Annotated in this window: 17 protein-coding genes; 14 read left to right on the forward strand and 3 right to left on the reverse strand. The window is 55.5% G+C overall.

Annotation, left to right across the window (positions count from 1 at the left end; genetic code table 11):
- Positions 1 to 4: 4 nt before the first annotated feature.
- Positions 5 to 1,357 (reverse strand): molecular chaperone, encoded by a 1,353-nt coding sequence (gene yegD, locus M2422_RS00230; RefSeq protein WP_064672806.1) that lies wholly within the window; start codon positions 1,355 to 1,357, stop codon positions 5 to 7.
- Positions 1,358 to 1,612: 255 nt separating this feature from the next.
- Here yegD and alkA point away from each other — a divergent pair, with 255 nt between their 5' ends.
- Entirely contained in the window at positions 1,613 to 2,485 is an 873-nt protein-coding gene (gene alkA / locus M2422_RS00235; protein WP_064672805.1) for a DNA-3-methyladenine glycosylase 2, read from the forward strand.
- Here alkA and M2422_RS00240 read toward each other — a convergent pair.
- Positions 2,450 to 5,779: a diguanylate cyclase gene (locus M2422_RS00240; RefSeq protein ID WP_039263258.1), complete on the reverse strand. Its 3,330-nt coding sequence runs from the start codon at positions 5,777 to 5,779 to the stop codon at positions 2,450 to 2,452. The genes alkA and M2422_RS00240 overlap by 36 nt on opposite strands.
- Before the next feature lie 343 nt (positions 5,780 to 6,122).
- Between M2422_RS00240 and udk the strand changes: the two genes are divergently transcribed.
- The 3 genes from udk (at position 6,123) to asmA (ending at position 9,310) form a co-directional block, all read left to right on the forward strand.
- On the forward strand, positions 6,123 to 6,764 hold the full coding sequence (gene udk / locus M2422_RS00245) for a uridine kinase (RefSeq protein WP_033145985.1): 642 nt from the start codon (positions 6,123 to 6,125) through the stop codon (positions 6,762 to 6,764).
- A gap of 91 nt (positions 6,765 to 6,855) precedes the next feature.
- The gene (gene dcd / locus M2422_RS00250; protein ID WP_023312408.1) at positions 6,856 to 7,437 is read left to right on the forward strand and encodes a dCTP deaminase; all 582 of its coding nucleotides are present in this window, start codon (positions 6,856 to 6,858) and stop codon (positions 7,435 to 7,437) included.
- 22 nt (positions 7,438 to 7,459) lie between these two features.
- Positions 7,460 to 9,310 carry an outer membrane assembly protein AsmA gene (gene asmA, locus M2422_RS00255; RefSeq protein ID WP_064672804.1) on the forward strand — a complete coding sequence of 617 codons (1,851 nt, stop codon included), beginning with the start codon at positions 7,460 to 7,462 and terminating at the stop codon, positions 9,308 to 9,310.
- Positions 9,311 to 9,398: 88 nt separating this feature from the next.
- Here asmA and M2422_RS00260 read toward each other — a convergent pair whose 3' ends face one another.
- The gene (locus M2422_RS00260; RefSeq protein ID WP_048976160.1) at positions 9,399 to 10,982 is read right to left on the reverse strand and encodes a TerC family protein; all 1,584 of its coding nucleotides are present in this window, start codon (positions 10,980 to 10,982) and stop codon (positions 9,399 to 9,401) included.
- A 692-nt stretch (positions 10,983 to 11,674) separates the two neighbouring features.
- Here M2422_RS00260 and M2422_RS00265 point away from each other — a divergent pair.
- The 10 genes from M2422_RS00265 (at position 11,675) to gmd (ending at position 21,796) form a co-directional block, all read left to right on the forward strand.
- Complete coding sequence (locus M2422_RS00265) at positions 11,675 to 12,814, forward strand: polysaccharide export protein (RefSeq protein ID WP_014170829.1); 1,140 nt, start codon at positions 11,675 to 11,677, stop codon at positions 12,812 to 12,814.
- A 6-nt stretch (positions 12,815 to 12,820) separates the two neighbouring features.
- Positions 12,821 to 13,264: a low molecular weight protein-tyrosine-phosphatase Wzb gene (gene wzb, locus M2422_RS00270; RefSeq protein ID WP_023312405.1), complete on the forward strand. Its 444-nt coding sequence runs from the start codon at positions 12,821 to 12,823 to the stop codon at positions 13,262 to 13,264.
- Between the two features lie 2 nt (positions 13,265 to 13,266).
- Positions 13,267 to 15,429 carry a tyrosine-protein kinase Wzc gene (gene wzc, locus M2422_RS00275; RefSeq protein WP_259139374.1) on the forward strand — a complete coding sequence of 721 codons (2,163 nt, stop codon included), beginning with the start codon at positions 13,267 to 13,269 and terminating at the stop codon, positions 15,427 to 15,429.
- Positions 15,430 to 15,580: 151 nt separating this feature from the next.
- Positions 15,581 to 16,423: a colanic acid biosynthesis glycosyltransferase WcaA gene (wcaA, locus tag M2422_RS00280; RefSeq protein WP_023312403.1), complete on the forward strand. Its 843-nt coding sequence runs from the start codon at positions 15,581 to 15,583 to the stop codon at positions 16,421 to 16,423.
- Positions 16,423 to 16,914 carry a colanic acid biosynthesis acetyltransferase WcaB gene (gene wcaB, locus M2422_RS00285; RefSeq protein ID WP_032642828.1) on the forward strand — a complete coding sequence of 164 codons (492 nt, stop codon included), beginning with the start codon at positions 16,423 to 16,425 and terminating at the stop codon, positions 16,912 to 16,914. Before wcaA ends, wcaB begins: the two co-directional genes overlap by 1 nt.
- On the forward strand, positions 16,911 to 18,128 hold the full coding sequence (gene wcaC, locus M2422_RS00290; protein WP_039263106.1) for a colanic acid biosynthesis glycosyltransferase WcaC: 1,218 nt from the start codon (positions 16,911 to 16,913) through the stop codon (positions 18,126 to 18,128). The genes wcaB and wcaC overlap by 4 nt, the downstream gene beginning before the upstream one ends.
- Positions 18,103 to 19,323, forward strand: coding sequence for a colanic acid polymerase WcaD (gene wcaD, locus M2422_RS00295; protein ID WP_064672802.1), 1,221 nt, complete (start codon positions 18,103 to 18,105; stop codon positions 19,321 to 19,323). The genes wcaC and wcaD overlap by 26 nt, the downstream gene beginning before the upstream one ends.
- Positions 19,324 to 19,339: 16 nt before the next feature.
- Entirely contained in the window at positions 19,340 to 20,086 is a 747-nt protein-coding gene (gene wcaE, locus M2422_RS00300; protein WP_023312400.1) for a colanic acid biosynthesis glycosyltransferase WcaE, read from the forward strand.
- A 15-nt stretch (positions 20,087 to 20,101) separates the two neighbouring features.
- The gene (gene wcaF, locus M2422_RS00305) at positions 20,102 to 20,650 is read left to right on the forward strand and encodes a colanic acid biosynthesis acetyltransferase WcaF (protein ID WP_064672801.1); all 549 of its coding nucleotides are present in this window, start codon (positions 20,102 to 20,104) and stop codon (positions 20,648 to 20,650) included.
- A 24-nt stretch (positions 20,651 to 20,674) separates the two neighbouring features.
- A complete protein-coding gene (gene gmd, locus M2422_RS00310; protein WP_014884502.1) occupies positions 20,675 to 21,796 on the forward strand; it encodes a GDP-mannose 4,6-dehydratase in 1,122 nt (373 codons plus the stop codon).
- Positions 21,797 to 21,798 lie beyond the last annotated feature (2 nt).

Raw genomic sequence — 21,798 nt, forward strand, 5'->3', positions numbered from 1 at the left:
CGCACTAGCTAAACATCACCTGCGCCCAGCGCGCCAGCCCGGCGGTGACGGAGCCAAAGTCATCCCCACCGGCAATCGGAATGCCCGGCAGCTGTTCCGCCAGCGCTTTCTTGATCAGCGGCGAACGGGCGCTCCCTCCGGTCAGGTAAATCACGTCCGGCTTCTCTTTGCCGTTCTCCAGCGCCAGCTGCACCTGCTCCAGAATACGCTGCAGCGGCTGCGCGAGCGCCGCCTCCAGCCCGTCCTGCGAAATCGCGGTGGCCAGTTCGTCGCTGATAAACGGCAAGGAAACCGCATGCTCAGCGCGATCGGAAAGGGCAATTTTGCTCTCTTCGGCAGTCCGCACCACGCGATAGCTCAGGCGCTGACGCCACACTTTATACAGCAGGGCGACTTTTTCGGCGTCCTGCGCGTCGCGCACCAGATCGTTCAGGAAGCGGCCGTTCGCGGTGCTGTAAAAATCACTTTGCGCAGGCACATCGTTGATGGCAATCGCGTTCCACCACGGCAGGATCGGCAGGGCGATGCCTTTTTCGGTTTGCCCGCCCATGCCGAGCAGCGGCATCAGGCTCTTGAATGCCAGCGCGATATCGAGATCGTTACCGCCTACGCGGCAGCCGCTGTGCCCGAGCAGGCTATTTTCACGATCGCGACGGTTATGCCACTGCGGCCCCATCAGCAGCAGCGAGCAGTCCGTGGTGCCCCCGCCGATATCCACGACTAACACGCGCTTCTCTTCCGTCAGCGTGGCTTCAAAATCCAGCCCCGCCGCAACCGGCTCGTACTGGAACACCACGTTGCGGAAGCCTGCCCGGTGCGCCGCGCGTTCAAGGATCCCCTGCGCCTGCTGGTTGGCCTCGTCGCCGCCCAGCCCCTGGAAGTTGATCGGGCGGCCAATGACCGCCTGGGTAATCGCATCGGAGACCTGCGTCTGCGCCTGAGTGCGAATATGCAGCATCATCGCGCACACCAGGTCTTCGAACATCGCCACCTGCTGCGGCTTCAGGCCGCTGGCGCCGAGGAAGGATTTTGGCGACTTAACGAAGTAAACCTCTTCAGGATCTTCAATGTAGTGCCCGAGCGAAGAGAGGCCGAACTGCACGCTGGACGGCGTAACGTCGATGTCTTCCTCGCGGTTAAAGCTGACCGCCCGGCGCAGCAGCGCCTGGGTCTCCGCCGCCGTGGCCGGAACCTGATGGTGGCGGAACAGCCATTCGCTTACCGCTTCACGCGTCGGCGCGCAGAGCATTGACGGCAGCAGCGTGCTCTCTTTTTCCATTTTCAGAAGCTGTGGCTGCCCGTGTTGCATAATCGCAACCGAGCAGTTTGCCGTACCGTAGTCGAATCCAATAAACACGATTAATCCCCATGCCAGTGAGAAGGGGCGAGACTTTAACGAAATGTCCGCATGGCGACAACAGGAATATGAAAGCAAGGCAATACAAGGTCTTTCCGTTTATGCTGATATACCCGTCATACTTCAAGTTGCAGGTGTGTTGGCTGCGCTCGCTCACCCCAGTCACATAGTTATCTATGCTCCTGGGGATTCGCTCTCTTGCCGCCTTCCTGCAACTCGAATTATTTAGGGTATAAGAATGAAAAAGGAGCAACGATGTACACCCTGAACTGGCAACCCCCTTACGACTGGCAGTGGATGTTTGGCTTTCTCGGCGCGCGTGCGGTGACGGGCATCGAAACCGTCACCCACGACTACTACGAGCGCAGTTTTGCCTGCGAAGGGCATCAGGGGATATTTCGCGTCACGCCGGATATCGCCACCCATACGCTGACCGTGACGCTCAGCCCGGGGTTAATCCCGGTTGCGCAGACGTGCCTTGAACGCATCGAACGCCTGTTCGATCTCGCCTGCAACCCGCAGCATATCGCGGATACGCTGGGCGATCTCGGTGCTGCCCGGCCAGGCTTGCGTTTGCCGGGGGCGATGGACGCGTACGAGCAGGGCGTCCGGGCGATCCTCGGGCAGCTGGTGAGCGTGGCGATGGCGGCGAAACTGACGTCGCGCGTGGTGGCGCTGTGCGGCGAACCGATCGCGGAGTGTCCGGGGTATCTCTGTTTCCCCACGCCGGACGCGCTGGCGGCAGCGGACCCGCTGGCGCTGAAAGCGTTGGGCATGCCGGTAAAACGCGCGGAGTCGTTAATTCACCTGGCGCAGTCGGTCATCGACGGGACGTTTCCGCTTTTCCCACCCGAGAATATTGAGGCCGGGATGAAGGCGCTACAGCAGCGGCCGGGGATAGGGCGCTGGACGGCAAACTACCTGGCCCTGCGCGGCTGGCAGGCGAAAGATGTCTTTCTGCCGGATGATTATCTGATTAAGCAACGCTTTGCCGGGATGACGCCCGCGCAGATTCGGCGTTATGCCGAACGCTGGCAGCCGTGGCGCTCTTACGCGCTGCTGCACATCTGGTATACCGACGGCTGGACGCCGTCAGTTGATGGCGAAATAGCTGGTGTTGAGCAGTAGATCCAGCGGCTGCGGCTCGGCGATGGTGTCGCCATAGATGAAATCAATGCCGATGCCGGAGAGCGTATCCATCATGATGGGCTGATTGCACGGGCCCGCGATGGTTTTCATCCCCAGACGCTGGGCGTGGCCCTGCACAATGGTCACCATCATCTCATCCATCAGGTTGCCATACACGTTGCTTACCACCTCTGCGTCCAGCATCAGATAGTCGGCCATATTGGCGGTCAGGTGGGTGAAGACGTTCATGTCGCGGCCTACCTGGCTGAAGATCACGCGGCAGCCCGCCTGGCGAAGCTTTTGCAGACTCCGCTGCAGGTTTTTATCCGGGCTACACACCACGTCGGCAGAGATAACCAGATGCAGGAGACGACCCGGCATCGGGCTTTTATCCAGCAGGTCGAGAAGCTCATCGACCAGCGTTACGCTGGCTAAACCGGCCTCAGAAAGCGGCAGCGCCACCCCCATGCCTTTACTGGCGACCTGTGCGGCAGAGGCGCGGAAAAACTCATTAAAAATACGTCTGTCGAGGGCGTGCAAAAGCTCAGGCTCGGCCAGACCCGAGCGGAAGGCATGCTCTTCCTGGACTTCGCCCTGGCTGGTCCACAGGCGTAACGAGAGCAGCCAGAAATTACTGCTTTCCGGGATGCGCGGGGAGGCGACGCTGCGGGCAATCATCATCAGGTGATTGTCTTTAATCATGTGCCACTGTTCATCAAGCGACATCATGCTGCGCGTGTTGTGATCCCGCTCCTGCTGGGGTTCGTAAACCGTCACCATGCCGCGCCCGCTGTTTTTCGAGGCATAACAGGCGATATCGGCCTGCGACATCACCTCCGACGCCTGATGGTTATTTTCATCAATCAGCGTGATGCCTGCGCTGGCGCCGATCCGGTGCAGGCGGCCTTCCCACATAAAGTGATAGTCATTGATCGTGTGGATCAGGCGCCCGGCGATATAGCGCGCGCTTTCAATATTGCAGTCCGGCAGCAGTAACCCGAACTCATCTCCGCCCAGACGCGCCAGCACGTCGCTGGAGCGGAGCATGGTCAACATCAGGGAAGAGAGTTCCCGCAGCAGGGCATCGCCCGCCGCATGGCCTGCCGTATCGTTGACGGCTTTGAAGCGATCGAGATCGATAAAGACCAGAGCGTGACGCTGGCGCGTTTCGCGAACGGTCTGCAGGAGGCGTTTAAGATGATTTTCGAAGCTGACCCGGTTTGCCAGATGGGTCAGGGCATCGTGGGAGGCGCTATAGCTCAGCTGACGCAGCATTTTGCGCGACTCGGTTACGTCCTGAATCACGATAACCGAGCCAATATTCTGCCCGTCCAGCGTGCTGAGCGGCGTAATGCTGTAGTGAATATCAAAATTCCCGCCGGTCCGGCAGTTCAGCACCACGTCCTGATCGATATCGGAACGGGACATATCGCCGCTGTGAATATTCTCCATCAGCGGCCCTTTTTCACCAAAGGTGATGTGCAACACCTTGAGGATCGGCTGGCCGATAGCCTCGGTCTGCAGCCAGCCGCTCATTTTCTCGGCTACCGGGTTCATGAAGGTGACGTTCATGTTGATATCGGTGCACAGCACCGCTTCACCGATAGAATCGAGGGTGATGTGCAGACGCTCTTTTTCCTGGAAGAGGGCCTCGTTGAGCTGCTTCACCTCTGTCATGTCCATGTTGATCCCGAGCAGCCGTTCGACTTCACCCTGCTTATTGAGCACCCGGTTCGCCAGGGAGCGAATGTGGCGCACGCCTTCCTTCACGCGGATGCGGAATTCCAGCTTAAACGGCAGACGGGAAATCAGCGAGTCCCGCAGTACCTGCTCAGCGTGGGCACGATCTTCCGGCAGCATCGTGTCATGCCAGAGCTGCCAGGTAGGCTTGATGTGCGGCGGGATTTCATACAGCTCAAACATCCGCTTGTCCCAGCTGATAATGTCTGGCTCCAGATCCCACTCCCAGATGCCGATGCCGCCCGCCTCGTTAGCCAGCGTAATGCGCTCCATCAGGCGTTTGTTGACCCACTCGGTCTGCTTTAGATCGTTAATGTCTTCAATCTGGGCGATAAAATAGAGCGGCGAGCCGTCGGCATGGCGCACGACGGAGACGGCAAGGAGCGCCCAGACCACTTCCCCGTCGCGAGTGTAATAGCGCTTCTCAAGGGTATAGGTATTGATATCGCCGTTGACCAGCTGTTCGAGCTGTTCCAGGTCGGTGTGCAGATCTTCCGGCCAGGTAAGCTGCTGGAAGGTCAGCGACTGGAGCTCCGTCTGGCTGTAACCGAGGAAATTGCACAGCGCCTTGTTAGCCTGCAGCCATTTGCCCTCAATGCTGACCAGCGCCATACCGATGGCGGAATACTCCATCGCATTGCGGAAACGCTCCTCGCTTTCGGTGATGTGTTTGCGCTCGGCGCGGAAGGCGTACATCACCATGGTCATCACGTTGGCAGGCAGGAGCAGCATCAGGAACGGCAGCCAGGGGGCGTTCAGCATCGCCCCGACGTGCTGGGTTGTGAGCGCCACAGGATTTCGGGCAATCATCAGCGACACAACCATCACGGTGACCAGAAACACCAGGAACGCTTCCATTCGCGGCAAGCGCACGGCGCTCCACATAAGCAAAACGATAACGCAGGTGAAAGGCCACGGCAGCCAGGTGATGGCTGCCCAGCTGAGGGCCAGCGTTACGGCCAGCGTGGTCAGGGTTTCCAGCAGCAGTCTCGGGTCACGGTGGCGCAGCAGATAATGCGGTTTAAACAACAGCCCCAACGGTACCACCGCCAGCGCGCCGATGGCTTCGGACAGCACCCAGACGAAGAAATTACGCAGGGGTTCAGGGCCGGGAGCCAGTAGGGACACCAGCAAGCCGCCCACCAGCGGCGGGATCACCGCGCTGCCGATGGCCACGCGGATCCAGTCATTCAGATTCTGCAGCGGGTTGTACCACGGGAGCAATTTGCGCAGCAATAGCGCACCGGTAAAGGCTTCAACCACGTTAATCGAGGTGTAGGTGAGGCTTATCGATCCCCACGAAAACAGCATCCAGGTGGCCAGAATATTGCCAAACGAACAGGCCAGGGCAATTCCCGGCCACATTTTTCCTGCATGGCGGTAAAACGCCACCATCATAATGGCGGTGGGGAACCAGAGCGGGGCCAGCAGGGTGCCGAACCGGGTAAGCTCCAGGGAAAATAAGGTAAAGATAAAGGTGACCAGGCCCAGACAGACAAGTCGTATTAAAGGATGTGGGGTGGTAACCAAAACCCGCTGGTATTGTTTATTCATTACCGCTTTATCCAGAGACGCCATGCCGTCAGGGAAGATGTCCGAACGCGTGAATTTGATAATTTGGTTTATGCTAGTACAAACAATTTACAATTCATATGGTGACCGCTCAGAATTTGACACCACAGACTTATTAAATAGAGGCTCCGTGAAAAAAAACGGTTAAACGCTGAAAAAACGTTCATTTAAATTTCACTCAGGGAATAAGACGTCACTTTTCGGCCAGTCTCGCAGAACCTGTGCTTTCGACTGGTATCACGCCCGCGAAATCCCTATAATTGCCGCGTTTGACGCTCCGGCGTCGTCCTTCCTTAACATCCAGGTTAATCAGGTCGCTAAATTTATGACTGATAAGTCTCATCAATGCGTCATTATAGGCATCGCCGGCGCATCGGCTTCAGGTAAAAGTCTAATTGCCAGTACGCTTTATCGCGAACTGCGTGAACAAGTAGGTGATGAGCATATCGGCGTCATTCCCGAAGACAGCTATTACAAAGATCAATCCCATCTGTCGATGGAAGAACGCGTCAAAACCAACTATGACCACCCAAATGCAATGGATCACAGCTTGCTGTTCCAGCATTTAGAAGCGCTTAAGAGCGGCCAGGCGATTGAGCTGCCCGTTTACAGTTACGTAGAACACACCCGCACCCGGGAAACCATCCGCATCGAGCCGAAAAAGGTCATTATCCTTGAAGGCATCCTGCTGCTGACCGACGCCCGCCTGCGTGAATCCATGAACTTCTCGATTTTCGTCGATACCCCGCTGGATATCTGCCTGATGCGCCGCATCAAGCGTGACGTGAATGAACGCGGCCGTTCGATGGACTCCGTCATGGCGCAATATCAGAAAACGGTCCGCCCGATGTTCCTGCAGTTTATTGAGCCATCCAAACAATACGCCGATATCATCGTGCCGCGCGGGGGTAAAAACCGCATTGCTATTGATATCTTAAAAGCGAAAATCAGCCAGTTTTTTGAATAACCCGCGTGAATTGTGTACCGTTCAGAGATAACCTGGTTTTACCCTGAGCGCTTACCGCCTCAGGGTACGATGCATGAAAGGAGAAAGTGGCATGCGTCTTTGCGATCGCGATATTGAAGCCTGGCTGGATGAAGGCCGTTTGTCTATTACCCCGCGCCCACCCGTTGAGCGTATCAATGGCGTGACCGTTGATGTCCGCCTGGGGAATAAATTCCGCACCTTTAGTGGCCACACTGCGCCGTTCATTGACCTCAGCGGGCCGAAGGACGAAGTCAGCGCCGCGCTCGATCGCGTGATGAGTGACGAAATCGTAATTGATGAAGGCGAAGCTTTTTATCTGCATCCGGGTGAACTGGCCCTGGCGGTGACGTTTGAATCCGTCACCTTACCTCCGGACCTGGTCGGCTGGCTTGATGGTCGTTCTTCGCTGGCGCGACTGGGGCTGATGGTTCACGTGACCGCGCACCGTATCGATCCAGGCTGGTCGGGGCGTATCGTGCTGGAATTCTTCAATGCCGGTAAATTGCCGCTGGCGCTGCGTCCGGGCATGATGATCGGCGCGTTAAGCTTTGAACCGCTGTCAGGCCCGGCAGATCGTCCTTATAACCGTCGGCAGGACGCAAAATATCGCGACCAGCAGGGCGCGGTTGCCAGCCGTATTGATAAAGACTGATCGTTAGCCCATTGAGGATGCCATGAGAAGAGTTCTGACGACGCTGATGATTTTGCTGGTGGTGCTGGTGGCTGGCCTTTCGGCGTTGGTTCTGCTGGTTAACCCCAACGATTTCCGCGCTTACATGGTGCGGCAGGTCGAGGCGCGCAGTGGTTATCAACTGAAGCTTGACGGGCCGCTGCGCTGGCACGTCTGGCCGCAGCTCAGCATTCTCTCTGGCCGCATGTCGCTCACGGCACCGGGGGCGTCCCAGCCGCTGGTGTCCGCAGACAACATGCGCCTCGATGTGGCGCTGATCCCGCTCATTTCCCATCAGCTGCAGGTTAAGCAGGTGATGCTGAAAGGCGCGGTGATTCAGCTCACCCCGCAAACCGAAGCCGTGCGTGATGCCAGTGCGCCGGTTGCGCCGCGCGAAAATACTCTGCCCGATGAACCGTCCGATACCGGCTGGTCCTTTGATATCGGCAAGCTGAAAGTTGCCGACAGCGTGTTGGTTTTCCAGCATGAGCACCAGGAGCAGGTGACCATTCGCAACATTAACCTGCAGATGGAACAGGATGCTCACCATCTTGCGTCGCTGGAATTTAGCGGGCGCGTGAACCGCGATCAGCGCGATTTGACCCTGTCGCTGAATGCTAATGTGAACGCCTCGGACTACCCGCATCAGCTCACGGCCGACATCCAGCAGCTGAACTGGCAGCTGACGGGTGCCGATCTCCCCTCCCAGGGAATAACCGGGCAGGGAACGCTGCAGGCCGTGTGGCGCGAAGAGCAAAAGCAGCTCGAGCTGGATAATCTCAACCTGCAGGCAAATGACAGTAGCCTGAAGGGGCAGGCGAGCGTCACGCTCGAAGAGAAGCCGAAGTGGGTGCTGAATCTGCAGTTTGACAAGCTCAATCTGGAAAACCTGCTGCCGCCTCTGCCGGCCAGCGCCACGGACAACGATGCTACCCAGACGGGGCAAAGCCAGGCACCGGCATCACGTCCGGTTATCTCGTCTAATCTCGATCAGCCTGACTATAACGCTCTGCGCGGATTCACGGCGGATATTCTGCTGAAAGCCAATAGCCTGCGCTGGCGCGGCATTGATTTTACCGACGTGAGCAGCCAGATGTTTAACCATAACGGTTTGCTGGTGATCTCCGAACTGAGCGGGAAGATGGGCGCAGGAAACCTCTCGCTGCCCGGCACGCTGGACGTCCGTAAAGACGCTGCCAGCGCCGAATTCCAGCCGCGTCTCGACAACGTTGAGATAGGCACCATCCTGAACGCGTTCAACTATCCGATATCCCTGACGGGGCAGTTGACGCTCGCGGGTGACTTCTCAGGCACGAAAATTGATGCCGATGCTTTCCGCCGCGAGTGGCAGGGGCAGGCGCATCTTGATCTGAAGAATTCCCGTATGGAAGGGCTTAACTTCCAGCAGCTGGTGCAGCAGGCGGTTGAGCGCAGCAGCGATGTGAAGGCCCAGGATAACTACGACAGCGCCACGCGCCTCGACAGCTTCACCGCGGACCTGACGCTGGACAACGGACAACTTACTCTCAACGGAATGCAGGGCGCCTCTTCACTGTTATCCATGACCGGTGAAGGTAAGCTGGATCTGGTTAAAGAGACGGCGGACACGCGCTTTAACGTGCGGGTACTTTCCGGCTGGCAGGGTGAAAGCAAGCTCATCGACTTCCTGAAAGAGACGCCGGTCCCGCTGACCGTATACGGCAAATGGCAGGCCCTGAATTACAGCCTGCAGGTGGATCAGATCCTGCGCAAGCATCTGCAGGATGAAGCGAAACGTCGGCTTAGCGGCTGGGCGGATCGTAATAAAGATTCACAGGACGGTAAGGACGTGAAGAAGCTGCTGGATAAGCTTTGATGTCGTTGCGCCGGGTGGCGGCTTCGCCTTACCCGGCCTACAAAAGCCTGTACCGTAGGCCCGGTAAGCGCAGCGCCACCGGGCTTTTTTAAACCTCAAAATCCAGCTCTTCCTCATCCCGCAGCGGAATGAGCTGAACCTTTTGCACGCGATGGTTTTCAATCTGCAGCGTTTTGAGCAGATAGTCGCCCACCTGAACCTCTTCTCCCGGCTGCGGGATACGCTGCAAATACTCCATCAGCAGGCCGGCAATCGTGTGATATTCCCGTTTTTCATCCAGCGGCAGCGGCACGTATTGCACCAGGTCTTCCAGCGGCATGTGGCCGTTAGCCGTCCACGACCCGTCTGCGTTTTTCTGAATGTCATGGCGGGCGTCAATCTCATCCACCTCGTTAGGCAGATTACCGGCAATGGTTTCCATGACGTCGCTGAGCGTGACCAGCCCTTCCACCGAACCAAACTCATCCACCACAAAGGCAAAGTGCGTGCGCGCGTTACGGAATTGCTCAAGGGCGGAAAGCAGCGGTAGCCCCTCAGGGAAGACCAGCGGCTGGCGCACCAGAACGCGCAGGTTGAGCGCCTCGCCGTGAAGCTGCTGCTGGAGCAGGTCAATAACGTGCACCACGCCCAGCAGCTCCTCTTCCTCTTCACCGCCGGTCACCACCACGCGGGTGTGCTGGTTTTTATCCAGCAGGGCGCGAATGTGCTCTTCCGGTGCCGTCAGGTCGATATGCTCAATGTCGTGCCGCGAGGTCATGATGCTGCTGACCGTCCGCTGATTCAGATTAAGCACCCGCTCGATCATACGTCGTTCCTGCGGGTCGAAGATCGGCCCGTCGCTGCGATCGGCCAGCATGGCGGAGGATTCGGCATCCAGCTCCGCATCCTCTTTCTTACCGCTTAGCAGGCGCATAACCGTGTCGGCCGTGCGCTGACGCAGGGTCTGATTCGCGGACAGGAAGCGGCGGCGGTTAAATATCGCCAGCTGGTTGAGCGCTTCAATCATGACGGAGAAGCCGATGGCGGCGTACAGGTAGCCTTTCGGAATATGGAAGCCAAAACCATCGGCCACCAGGCTAAAGCCAATCATCAGCAGGAAGCTCAGGCAGAGGATCACGATAGTCGGGTGACTGTTCACAAAGCGGGTCAGCGCCTTGCTGGCCATCACCATCAGCGTGATGGCAATGATCACCGCGGCCATCATCACCGCAAGGTGGTCGACCATCCCGACGGCGGTGATCACCGAGTCGAGGGAGAAGACCGCATCCAGCACCACGATTTGCGCCACCACCGGCCAGAATTTCGCTCCGCGGCGCTGGGTTGGGTTCTCGCTGTCTTTACCCTCCAGCCGCTCGTTGAGCTCCACCGTGGCTTTGAACAGCAGGAACAACCCGCCGAAGAGCATGATCAGATCGCGGGCGCTAAAACTCAGGCCGTGAACGGAGAACAGAGGCTGAGTGAGCGTCACCAGCCAGGAGATAGAGGCCAGCAGCAGTAACCGCATCACCATCGCCAGCAGCAGACCCGTCACGCGCGCGCGGTCGCGCTGGGAAGGGGGCAGTTTTTCAGCGAGGATGGCGATAAAGACCAGATTATCAATCCCGAGCACCAGCTCGATGACGACCAGCGTAACCAGCCCGGCCCAGATTGAGGGATCGGCAATCCATTCCATAGTAATAGCAATACCTTCTGTTATATGACGAATGTCACACTTCGATCATGGATAAAGCTGGGGGAAATTGCAATGCCGGGCTGAGATTTCTCTTAATACGACGGGTAAAAAAGAGAGCATTCTCAATAGGGTGTAAATAAGCGAAATACGTATATTTAATTACAAGGAATGCATTTTAGGATATATCGCAGGTGATGATTTTTACTCTCATTTTGTCAATATAAAGAAATTCCTAAAAGGTCAAAAATTTGCTCTTAATATTAATCTTAAAAACCGATATTAGGACAGTTGTCTCCTTGCCTGCTATTAGGTTAGCTGCAACAATTCTCCCAGCATCAAATGTTAAATCTCGGTGTTGCTATTAATGTTCGGTCTTCAGGGATGGTTATTCATTATCCGTCGGGTTTCTCAAGCGACTGATATATTTCCAGAAGACCTTGCTCAAGAGGGTGTCTATCCATAACACATTGTTTAGTCAGTGGATTGGTAACTGAAAGCCAAGGGCGGTAGCGTGCCTGAAAGCGTGTGAATCAGCCTCGATTATTCTGTCAATAGCCAATGGATGAATAAGCTTTTTTTAGGACTGATGCCAGTTATATTTCTATTTGATTAACTGCATGCTGAAACCCAATACGACTCGAGCTTATTTAAATTGCACAGGATAATTACTCTGCCAAAGTGATAAATAATCAATGATGAAATCCAAAATGAAATTGATGCCATTATTGGTGTCTGTGACCTTGATGAGTGGTTGCACGGTCTTTCCCGGCAGCAATATGTCAACAATGGGTAAGGATGTGATCAAGCAACAGGATGCCGATTTTGATCTCGACAAAATGGTGAATGTTTATCCGCTTACGCCTCGTCTGGTCGAACAATTACGTCCACGTCCGAATGTTGCCCAGCCGAATATGTCGCTGGACCAGGAAATTGCGTCCTACCAGTACCGCGTGGGGCCGGGTGACGTGATCAACGTGACCGTCTGGGACCACCCTGAACTGACCACGCCAGCGGGCCAGTACCGTAGCTCAAGCGATACCGGTAACTGGGTGCAGTCAGATGGCACCATGTTCTATCCCTACATTGGTAAAGTCCATGTTGCAGGCAAAACGCTTGCCGAGATCCGTAGTGATATTACCGGCCGCTTAGCGCAGTACATCGCCGATCCGCAGGTGGACGTTAATATCGCCGCATTCCGCTCGCAAAAAGCCTATATCTCCGGCCAGGTGAACAAATCCGGCCAGCAGGCCATCACCAACGTTCCTCTGACCGTCCTGGATGCCATCAACGCCGCGGGCGGGTTAACCGACGGCGCCGACTGGCGCAACGTGGTGCTCACCCACAACGGGAAGGAGCAGCGCATTTCGCTGCAGGCGCTGATGCAAAACGGCGATCTGACCCAGAACCGCCTGCTCTATCCGGGCGACATTCTCTACGTGCCGCGCAATGACGATCTGAAAGTCTTCGTGATGGGTGAAGTGAAGAAACAGAGCACCCTCAAAATGGACTTCAGCGGTATGACGCTGACCGAAGCGCTGGGCAATGCTGAGGGTATCGATCTGACGACCTCTAACGCGACCGGTATCTTCGTTATCCGTCCGCTGAAAGGTGAGGGCAGTGCGAAAGGCAAGATTGCCAACATCTACCAGCTGGATATGTCCGATGCGACCTCTCTGGTGATGGCAACGGAGTTCCGTCTCCAGCCATACGATGTGGTGTATGTCACCACCGCGCCGGTTGCCCGCTGGAACCGTCTGATCAACCAGTTGCTGCCAACCATCAGTGGCGTTCGCTACATGACGGATACGGCGCGCGACATTCATACCTGGTAATCCGCGATGTTTAACAAAATTCTGGTGGTATGCGTGGGGAACATTTGCCGTTCCCCTACGGCTGAACGGTTGTTGAAACACTACCAGCCCGAACTGACCGTTGATTCGGCAGGGCTGGGTGCACTGGTCGGTAAGGGTGCCGATGAGCGCGCAACGAGCGTGGCGCGGGATCATCACCTCTCTCTCGACGGCCACGTGGCCCGCCAGGTCACTGGCCGCATGTGCCGGGAGTATGACCTGATCCTGACGATGGAAAAACGCCATATTCATGCGCTGTGCGATATCGCTCCGGAGATGCGCGGCAAGGTGATGCTGTTTGGTCACTGGGACAATGAACGTGAAATCCCCGATCCGTATCGCAAAAGCCATGAGGCCTTTGAGGCGGTTTACACCTTACTTGACCAGTCTGCCCAACAGTGGGCGCAGGCACTGAAAGTTCAGCAGGGATAACAATGACAGAAAAAACAAGACCTTCTGCCGCCCCGACTTCGGGCAGTGATGAAATTGATATTGGGCGCCTGGTCGGCACTGTTGTAGAGGCAAAGTGGTGGGTGCTGGGCATTACCGCCGTGTTCGCCGCGGCGGCCGTCGTCTATACGCTGTTCGCCACCCCTATCTACAGCGCCGATGCGCTGGTGCAGATCGAGCAGAATACCGGCAACTCGCTGGTGCAGGACATTGGTTCCGCGCTGGCGAACAAGCCGCCGGCATCCGACGCCGAAATTCAGCTCATCCAGTCACGCCTGGTGCTGGGTAAAACGGTTCACGACCTCGGGCTCGATATCTCCGTCACCAAAAATACCTTCCCAGTCTTTGGTGCCGGCTGGGATCGGCTGATGGGGCGCAACAACGACACGGTGAAAGTCACTGACTTCGTGTTGCCAAAAGGGGCAGGCGATCAGACGTTTACCCTGACGGTGCTTGGCCCTAAACAGTATCAGCTAACCAGCGACGCTGGTTTTAGCGCCCGCGGCGAAGTGGGGCAGATGCTGACCAAAGACGGCGTCAGCATGATGGTCAGCGCGATTAACGCCCAGGAGGGCGGCGAATTCACCGTCACCAAATTCTCCACCCTGGGGATGATCAACAATCTGCAAAACAACCTGACCGTCACCGAAAACGGTAAGGACACCGGCGTGCTGAGCATGACCTTTACCGGTGAAGATAAGGATCAAATCCGCGACATCCTGAACAGCATTACCCGCAACTATCTTGAGCAGAACGTTGAGCGTAAGTCGGCGGAAGCGGCGAAAAGCCTGGCCTTCCTCGCGAAACAGCTCCCGGAAGTGCGCGCTCATCTGGATGATGCCGAGAACAAGCTGAACGCCTATCGTCAGGATAAAGACTCCGTTGACCTGCCGCTGGAGGCGAAATCGGTCCTCGATTCGATGGTCAACATTGATGCGCAGCTCAACGAGCTGACCTTCAAAGAGGCGGAGATTTCCAAGCTTTATACCAAACGTCACCCGGCCTACCGCACGCTGCTGGAGAAACGCCGTACCCTGGAAGAGGAGAATGCGAAGCTCAATGACCGCGTGACCGCGATGCCGAAAACGCAGCAGGAGATCGTGCGTCTGACCCGCGACGTGGAGTCAGGACAGCAGGTTTACATGCAGCTGCTGAACAAGCAGCAGGAGCTGAAAATCACCGAAGCCAGTACCGTCGGTGACGTACGCATCGTCGACCCGGCCATTACCCAGCCTGGCGTGCTGAAGCCGAAGAAAGCGCTGATTATTCTCGGCAGCATTATTCTCGGCCTGATGCTCTCCATCGTGGGCGTGCTGCTGCGTTCCCTGTTCAACCGCGGTATCGAAAGCCCGCAGGTGCTGGAAGAGAGCGGTATCAACGTCTATGCCAGCATTCCGCTGTCCGAGTGGCAAAAATCCCGCGACAGCGTCAAAACCATCAAGGGCGTCAAGCGTTACAAACAGAGCCAGCTTCTGGCGGTGGGTAACCCGACCGACCTCGCCATCGAAGCGATCCGTAGCCTGCGTACCAGTCTGCACTTCGCCATGATGCAGGCCAAAAACAACGTCCTGATGTTAACCGGCGTGAGCCCGTCAATCGGTAAAACCTTCGTCTGCGCCAACCTGGCGGCGGTGGTCAGCCAGACCAACAAGCGCGTGCTGCTGATCGACTGCGATATGCGTAAGGGCTACACCCACGAGCTGCTGGGCACCAATAACGTGAACGGTCTGTCGGAAATCCTGCTCGGCAAAGGTGAAATCAGCCAGAGCGCGAAACCCACAACGGTGCCGAAATTTGACCTGATCCCACGCGGTCAGGTGCCGCCTAACCCGTCCGAGCTGCTGATGAGCGAACGCTTTACCGAGCTGGTGGAGTGGGCGAGCAAAAATTACGACCTGGTGCTGATCGATACGCCGCCAATTCTGGCCGTGACCGACGCAGCGGTTGTTGGCCGCCACGCTGGCACCACGCTGATGGTGGCGCGTTACGCGGTCAACACCCTGAAAGAGGTGGAAACCAGCCTGAGCCGCTTCGAGCAGAACGGGATTGAGGTGAAAGGGGTGATCCTGAACTCCATCTTCCGCCGCGCGACCGGGTACCAGGATTACGGCTATTACGAGTACGAATATAAGTCTGACAGTAAATAACAAAACACACCCCACACCCCTCACCCTAACCCTCTCCCCAAAGGGGAGAGGGGACTGTTCGGTGCTGGATGTGGGGGACGAACGTAATGATAACCACTGGCTGCCTTTCACCCTCTCCCCTTTGGGGAGAGGGCCGGGGTGAGGGGAAAAGATGACCACACAACGCCCTTTAGTTTCAATCTATATGCCGACATGGAATCGTCAGCAGCTGGCGATCCGCGCAATCAAATCCGTCCTGCGACAGGATTACGATAACTGGGAGCTGATCATCGTTGATGACTGCTCTTCCTCGTATGAACAGCTGCAAAAGTTTGTGACTGACCTCAACGACCCGCGGGTGGTCTATACGCATAACGCCATTAACTCCGGCGCATGCGCGGTGCGTAATCAGGCGATTATGCAGGCCAAAGGGCAGTATCTGACCGGGATCGACGACGATGACGAATGGACGCCGAACCGCCTGTCTATCTTCCTGTCGCATAAAGAACAGCTGGTCACGCACGCTTTCCTGTATGCCAACGACTATGTCTGCCAGGGCGAGGTTTACTCGCAGCCCGCGAGTCTGCCGCTGTACCCGAAATCGCCGTATTCTCGCCGCCTGTTCTACAAGCGCAACATTATTGGTAACCAGGTCTTCACCTGGGCGTGGCGTTTCAAAGAGTGCCTGTTCGATACCGAACTCAAGGCCGCGCAGGATTACGATATCTTCCTGCGCATGGTGGTGGAATACGGCGAGCCGTGGAAAGTGGAAGAGGCCACGCAGATCCTGCACATCAACCACGGGGAGATGCAAATCACCTCCTCGCCGAAGAAATTCTCCGGCTACTTCCATTTTTACCGCAAGCACAAGGACAAGTTTGACCGTGCCAGCCGTAAATATCAGCTCTTTACCCTCTATCAGATCCGCAATAAGCGCATGAACTGGCGCACGCTGCTGACGCTACTGTCCGTGCGTAACGGCAAGCGCCTGGCTGATGGACTTCGGGGGAAATAATGTTTCTGGAAGATTGCCGCGCTAACAGCTGGAGCCTGCGTCCGTGCTGCATGGTTCTGGCGTACCGCATCGCGCACTTTTGCTCGGTGTGGCGTAAGAAAAACGTGCTGAACAATATCTGGGCGGCACCCGTGCTGGTGTTGTACCGCATCATCACCGAATGCTTTTTTGGCTATGAAATTCAGGCCGCTGCCACCATTGGCCGCCGCTTTACCATCCATCACGGCTATGCGGTGGTGATCAACAAGTTTGTGGTCGCCGGGGATGATTTCACCATTCGTCATGCGGTCACCATTGGCAACCGCGGGCCTGACAGCCTGGCCTGCCCGGTCATCGGCAATAACGTCGAGCTGGGCGCGAACGTGGTGATCGTCGGTGACATTACGATTGGTAATAACGTCACGATTGGTGCTGGCAGCGTGGTGCTGGACAGCATTCCGGATAACGCGCTGGTGGTGGGAGAAAAAGCCCGCGTGAAGGTGATTAAATGAACATTCTGCAATTTAACGTACGCCTCGCAGAAGGCGGAGCGGCAGGCGTGGCCCTGGATCTGCACCAGCGCGCGCTGCAAAAAGGACTTCAGTCTCGGTTTATTTACGGCTACGGCAAAGGCGGCAAGAAAAGCGTCAGCCACGATAACTTCCCTCAGGTGCACAAGCACACGCCGCGTCTGACCTCGATGGCCAACATTGCGCTGTTCCGTCTGTTTAACCGCGACCTGTTTGGCAACCTGAACAATCTTTACCGCACGGTTACCCGCACCGCGGGCCCGGTTGTGCTGCATTTTCACGTTCTGCACAGCTACTGGCTGAATCTGGAAGAGGTGGTGGCGTTTTGTCAGAAGGTGCAGGCCCACAAGCCCGACACCCGCTTTGTGTGGACGCTGCACGATCACTGGAGCGTGACCGGACGCTGCGCGTTTACCGACGGCTGCGAAGGCTGGAAAGATAACTGCCAGAAGTGCCCGACGTTAAGCAACTACCCGCCGGTGAAGGTGGATCGAGCGCATCAGCTGGTGGCCGGAAAGCGTCAGCTGTTCCGCGACATGCTCTCGCTCGGCTGTACGTTTATCTCTCCGAGCCAGCACGTGGCGGATGCCTTCAACAGCCTGTACGGGGCAGGGCGCTGTCAGATTATCAACAACGGCATCGACGTGGCGACGGAAGCCATTCTTGCCGAGCTAACCCCGGTGGCCGAAACCGCGGGCAAACCGAAAATCGCTATCGTTGCGCATGATCTGCGTTACGACGGTAAAACCAACCAGCAGCTGGTACGCGACATGATGGCGCTGGGTGACAAGATAGAGCTTCACACCTTCGGCAAGTTTTCACCGTTCGAAGGGGCCAACGTGGTGAACCACGGGTTTGAGACTGACAAGCGCAAGCTGATGAGCGCGCTGAATGAAATGGACGCCCTGGTGTTCAGCTCCCGCGTGGATAACTACCCGCTGATCCTCTGCGAGGCGCTCTCTATCGGCGTGCCGGTGATTGCCACCCACAGCGATGCGGCGCGCGAAGTGCTGGAAAAGTCCGGCGGGAAAACCTTCACGGAGCAGGAGGTTCTGCCGCTGGTACAGCTGCCGAAGGCGCAGATTGCTGAGATCGTTTTTGGCACTGACCTGGAATCGTTCCGCAACCGCAGCCGCAAGGCCTACAGTGGACAACAGATGCTGGAGGAATATGTCTCGTTCTATCAGAATCTGTAGTTATCTGCTGCTGCCGCTGATCTACCTGCTGGTCAACGTCAAAATTGCCCAGCTCGGCGAAAGCTTCCCGATAACCATCGTGACCTTCCTGCCCGTTCTGCTTCTGCTGTATGTCGATAAAATCAACCTCAAGAAGCTGATGATTGCCTTAGGGCTGGGCACGGGCCTGACGCTGTTTAACTACATCTTTGGCCAGTCGCTGGATGCGAGTAAATACGTCACCTCGACCATGCTGTTTGTTTATATTGTTATTATTATCGGAATGGTCTGGAGTATTCGGTTTAAAACTATTTCCCCGCACAATTATCGGAAAATCCTTAGGTTCTTTTATATTGCCGTTGCGTTAATTGTTATGCTTGCCGCACTGGAGATGGCGCAAATTATTCTCACCGGCGGCAGCAGCCTGATGGAGATAATTTCGAAATATCTCATTTACAGTAACAGCTATGTATTGAACTTCATCAAGTTTGGCGGGAAGCGTACTACGGCCCTCTATTTTGAACCGGCGTTTTTCGCTCTGGCGTTAATCTCAATTTGGCTCAGCATCAAACAGTTTGGTATCAAAACGCCTAAGACCGATGCTATGATTCTTGCAGGAATTGTTCTGTCTGGATCGTTCTCAGGGGTAATGACATTTATCCTGTTTTACCTGCTGGAGTGGGCGTTCCAGTACCTGAACAAAGATGCGATTAAGAAAAAACTGCCGCTGGCGATTATCTCCCTGACGGTATTTATGGTAGGCGTGGTATTTGCCTTCCCGTACATCTCAGAACGTCTGGGTGATTTGGGAACGGAAGGGTCTTCGTCCTATTATCGCATCATTGGGCCACTGGTGATGGTGGGTTATTCCTTAACCCATATTGATGGGGTAGTAAGATTCGGCTCACTTTACGAATATGTTGCATCATTCGGAATCTTTAACGGTGCGGATGTCGGTAAAACCATAGACAATGGTCTGTATCTGTTAATTATTTATTTTTCGTGGTTCGCCGTACTGTTGACCCTGTGGTATCTGTTTAAAGTTTTCAAAATGATGATTAACGCGTTTGGTGATAACCAGAACTTTCGCGTTCAGCTTTATCTGTTTACTCCGGTGTCGCTCTTTTTTACCGGGTCAATATTTAGCCCGGAATATGCTTTCTTGATTGTCTGTCCGTTTATTCTGCGCAAGGCGCTCAATATTACGAACGTATGACGAAATGAGGTGATTTATGTTTCTTAGCGTCATTACTGTCGCTTTTCGTAATTACGAAGGGGTGGTAAAAACCTGGCGCTCGCTGCGCAACCTGGCGCGCGATCCAAGCCTCACCTTTGAGTGGATTGTGGTCGACGGCGGCTCGAACGATGGCACGGCGGAGTTTCTGGAAAAACTCAACGGTGAGTTCAACTTACGCTACATCAGCGAGAAAGATAAAGGCATCTACGATGCGATGAATAAAGGCATCAGCATGGCGCAAGGCCGTTATGCCATCTTCCTGAACTCGGGCGACATTTTCCATGAAGACGTGGCGCTGTTTGCCCGTCAGCTGGCTCGCCAGAAAGAGGACGCCATGTATATTGGCGATGCGCTGCTCGATTTTGGCGACGGACATAAAGTGTGCCGCAGCGCGAAGCCAGGCTGGTATATCTACCACAGCCTGCCGGCCAGCCATCAGGCCATTTTCTTCCCGGTAAAAGGTCTCAAAAAACAGCCTTACGATTTGCAGTATAAAGTGTCTTCCGATTATGCGCTGGCAGCCAGCCTGTATAAATCAGGTTACCCGTTCCGTCGAATTAAAGGGCTGGTGTCTGAATTCTCCATGGGCGGCGTGTCAACGTCTAATAATCTGGAATTGTGCCAGGATGCCAAAAACGTACAGCGTAAAATATTACGCGTGCCGGGGTTCTGGGCGGAATTGTCTTATTTATTACGCCTGCGTACCACAGGCAAAACGAAAACCTTATATAACAAAGCCTGAATATAAGGAAACGCAATGCAGGATTTAAAAGGTTTCTCCGTGCCGAAAGGTTTTCGGGGCGGGAACGGTATTAAGGTACAGCTGTGGTGGGCCGTTCAGGCAACGTTATTTGCCTGGTCGCCGCAAATAATGTACCGCTGGAGAGCTTTTTTATTGCGCCTGTTTGGCGCAAAAATCGGAAAAAACGTAGTCATCCGACCTTCTGTGAAAATTACCTATCCGTGGAAATTAACGCTGGGAGATTACGCATGGGTTGGGGATGACGCGGTGTTATATACCCTTGGCGAAATAACGATTGGCGCAAATTCGGTGGTTTCACAGAAGTGTTATTTGTGCACCGGCAGCCACGATTTTATGAGTCAGCATTTTGATATTACCGCTTCGCCTGTTGCGATAGGTGAAAAATGTTGGCTGGCAACGGATGTTTTTGTTGCACCGGGTGTTTCTGTTGGCGATGGCACGGTAGTCGGTGCCCGCAGCAGCGTTTTTAAATCGCTACCGGCAAATAAAGTTTGCCGTGGCAACCCCGCAGTGGTGATACGCGAACGCGTTGAAACTGATTAAATTCATAAGTAGAGGAATATAAACATGTCTAAAGTCGCTCTCATCACCGGCGTTACCGGGCAGGATGGTTCTTACCTGGCAGAGTTCCTGCTGGAAAAAGGGTATGAAGTACACGGTATTAAACGTCGTGCGTCTTCTTTCAACACCGAACGTGTGGATCATATTTATCAGGATCCTCACGCGGCGAACCCGAAATTCCATCTGCACTACGGCGACCTGACCGATACTTCCAACCTGACCCGTATCCTGCAGGAAGTACAGCCGGATGAAGTCTACAACCTGGGCGCGATGAGCCACGTAGCGGTCTCCTTCGAATCCCCGGAATACACCGCTGACGTTGATGCCATGGGTACGCTGCGTCTGCTGGAAGCAATCCGCTTCCTCGGCCTCGAGAAGAAAACTCGCTTCTATCAGGCATCCACCTCTGAGCTTTACGGTCTGGTACAGGAAATCCCACAGAAAGAGACCACGCCGTTCTACCCGCGCTCTCCGTATGCGGTAGCAAAACTGTACGCCTACTGGATCACCGTTAACTACCGTGAATCCTACGGCATGTACGCCTGTAACGGCATCCTGTTCAACCACGAATCTCCGCGTCGCGGCGAAACCTTCGTGACCCGTAAAATCACCCGCGCTATCGCCAACATCGCGCAGGGTCTGGAGTCTTGCCTGCACCTCGGCAACATGGATTCCCTGCGTGACTGGGGCCATGCCAAAGACTACGTGAAAATGCAGTGGATGATGCTGCAGCAGGAACAGCCAGAAGACTTCGTGATTGCGACCGGCGTGCAGTACTCCGTTCGTCAGTTCGTTGAAATGGCCGCGGCACAGCTGGGCATCAAGCTGCGCTTCGAAGGTACCGGCGTGGAAGAGAAAGGTATCGTGGTTTCCGTGACCGGCCACGACGCTCCGGGCGTGAAGCCAGGCGACGTGATTGTCCAGGTTGACCCGCGCTACTTCCGTCCTGCTGAAGTGGAAACCCTGCTGGGCGACCCAACCAAAGCGCACGAGAAGCTGGGCTGGAAACCAGAAATCACTCTGCAGGAGATGGTTTCCGAGATGGTAGCCAAAGATCTTGAAGCAGCGAAAAAACACTCCCTGCTCAAGTCTCATGGCTACGAGGTTGCCATCGCGCTGGAGTCCTGAGA

The sequence above is a fragment of the Enterobacter sp. SLBN-59 genome (genome assembly GCF_024807915.1).
GTDB classification, from domain to species: Bacteria; Pseudomonadota; Gammaproteobacteria; order Enterobacterales; family Enterobacteriaceae; genus Enterobacter; species Enterobacter asburiae_B.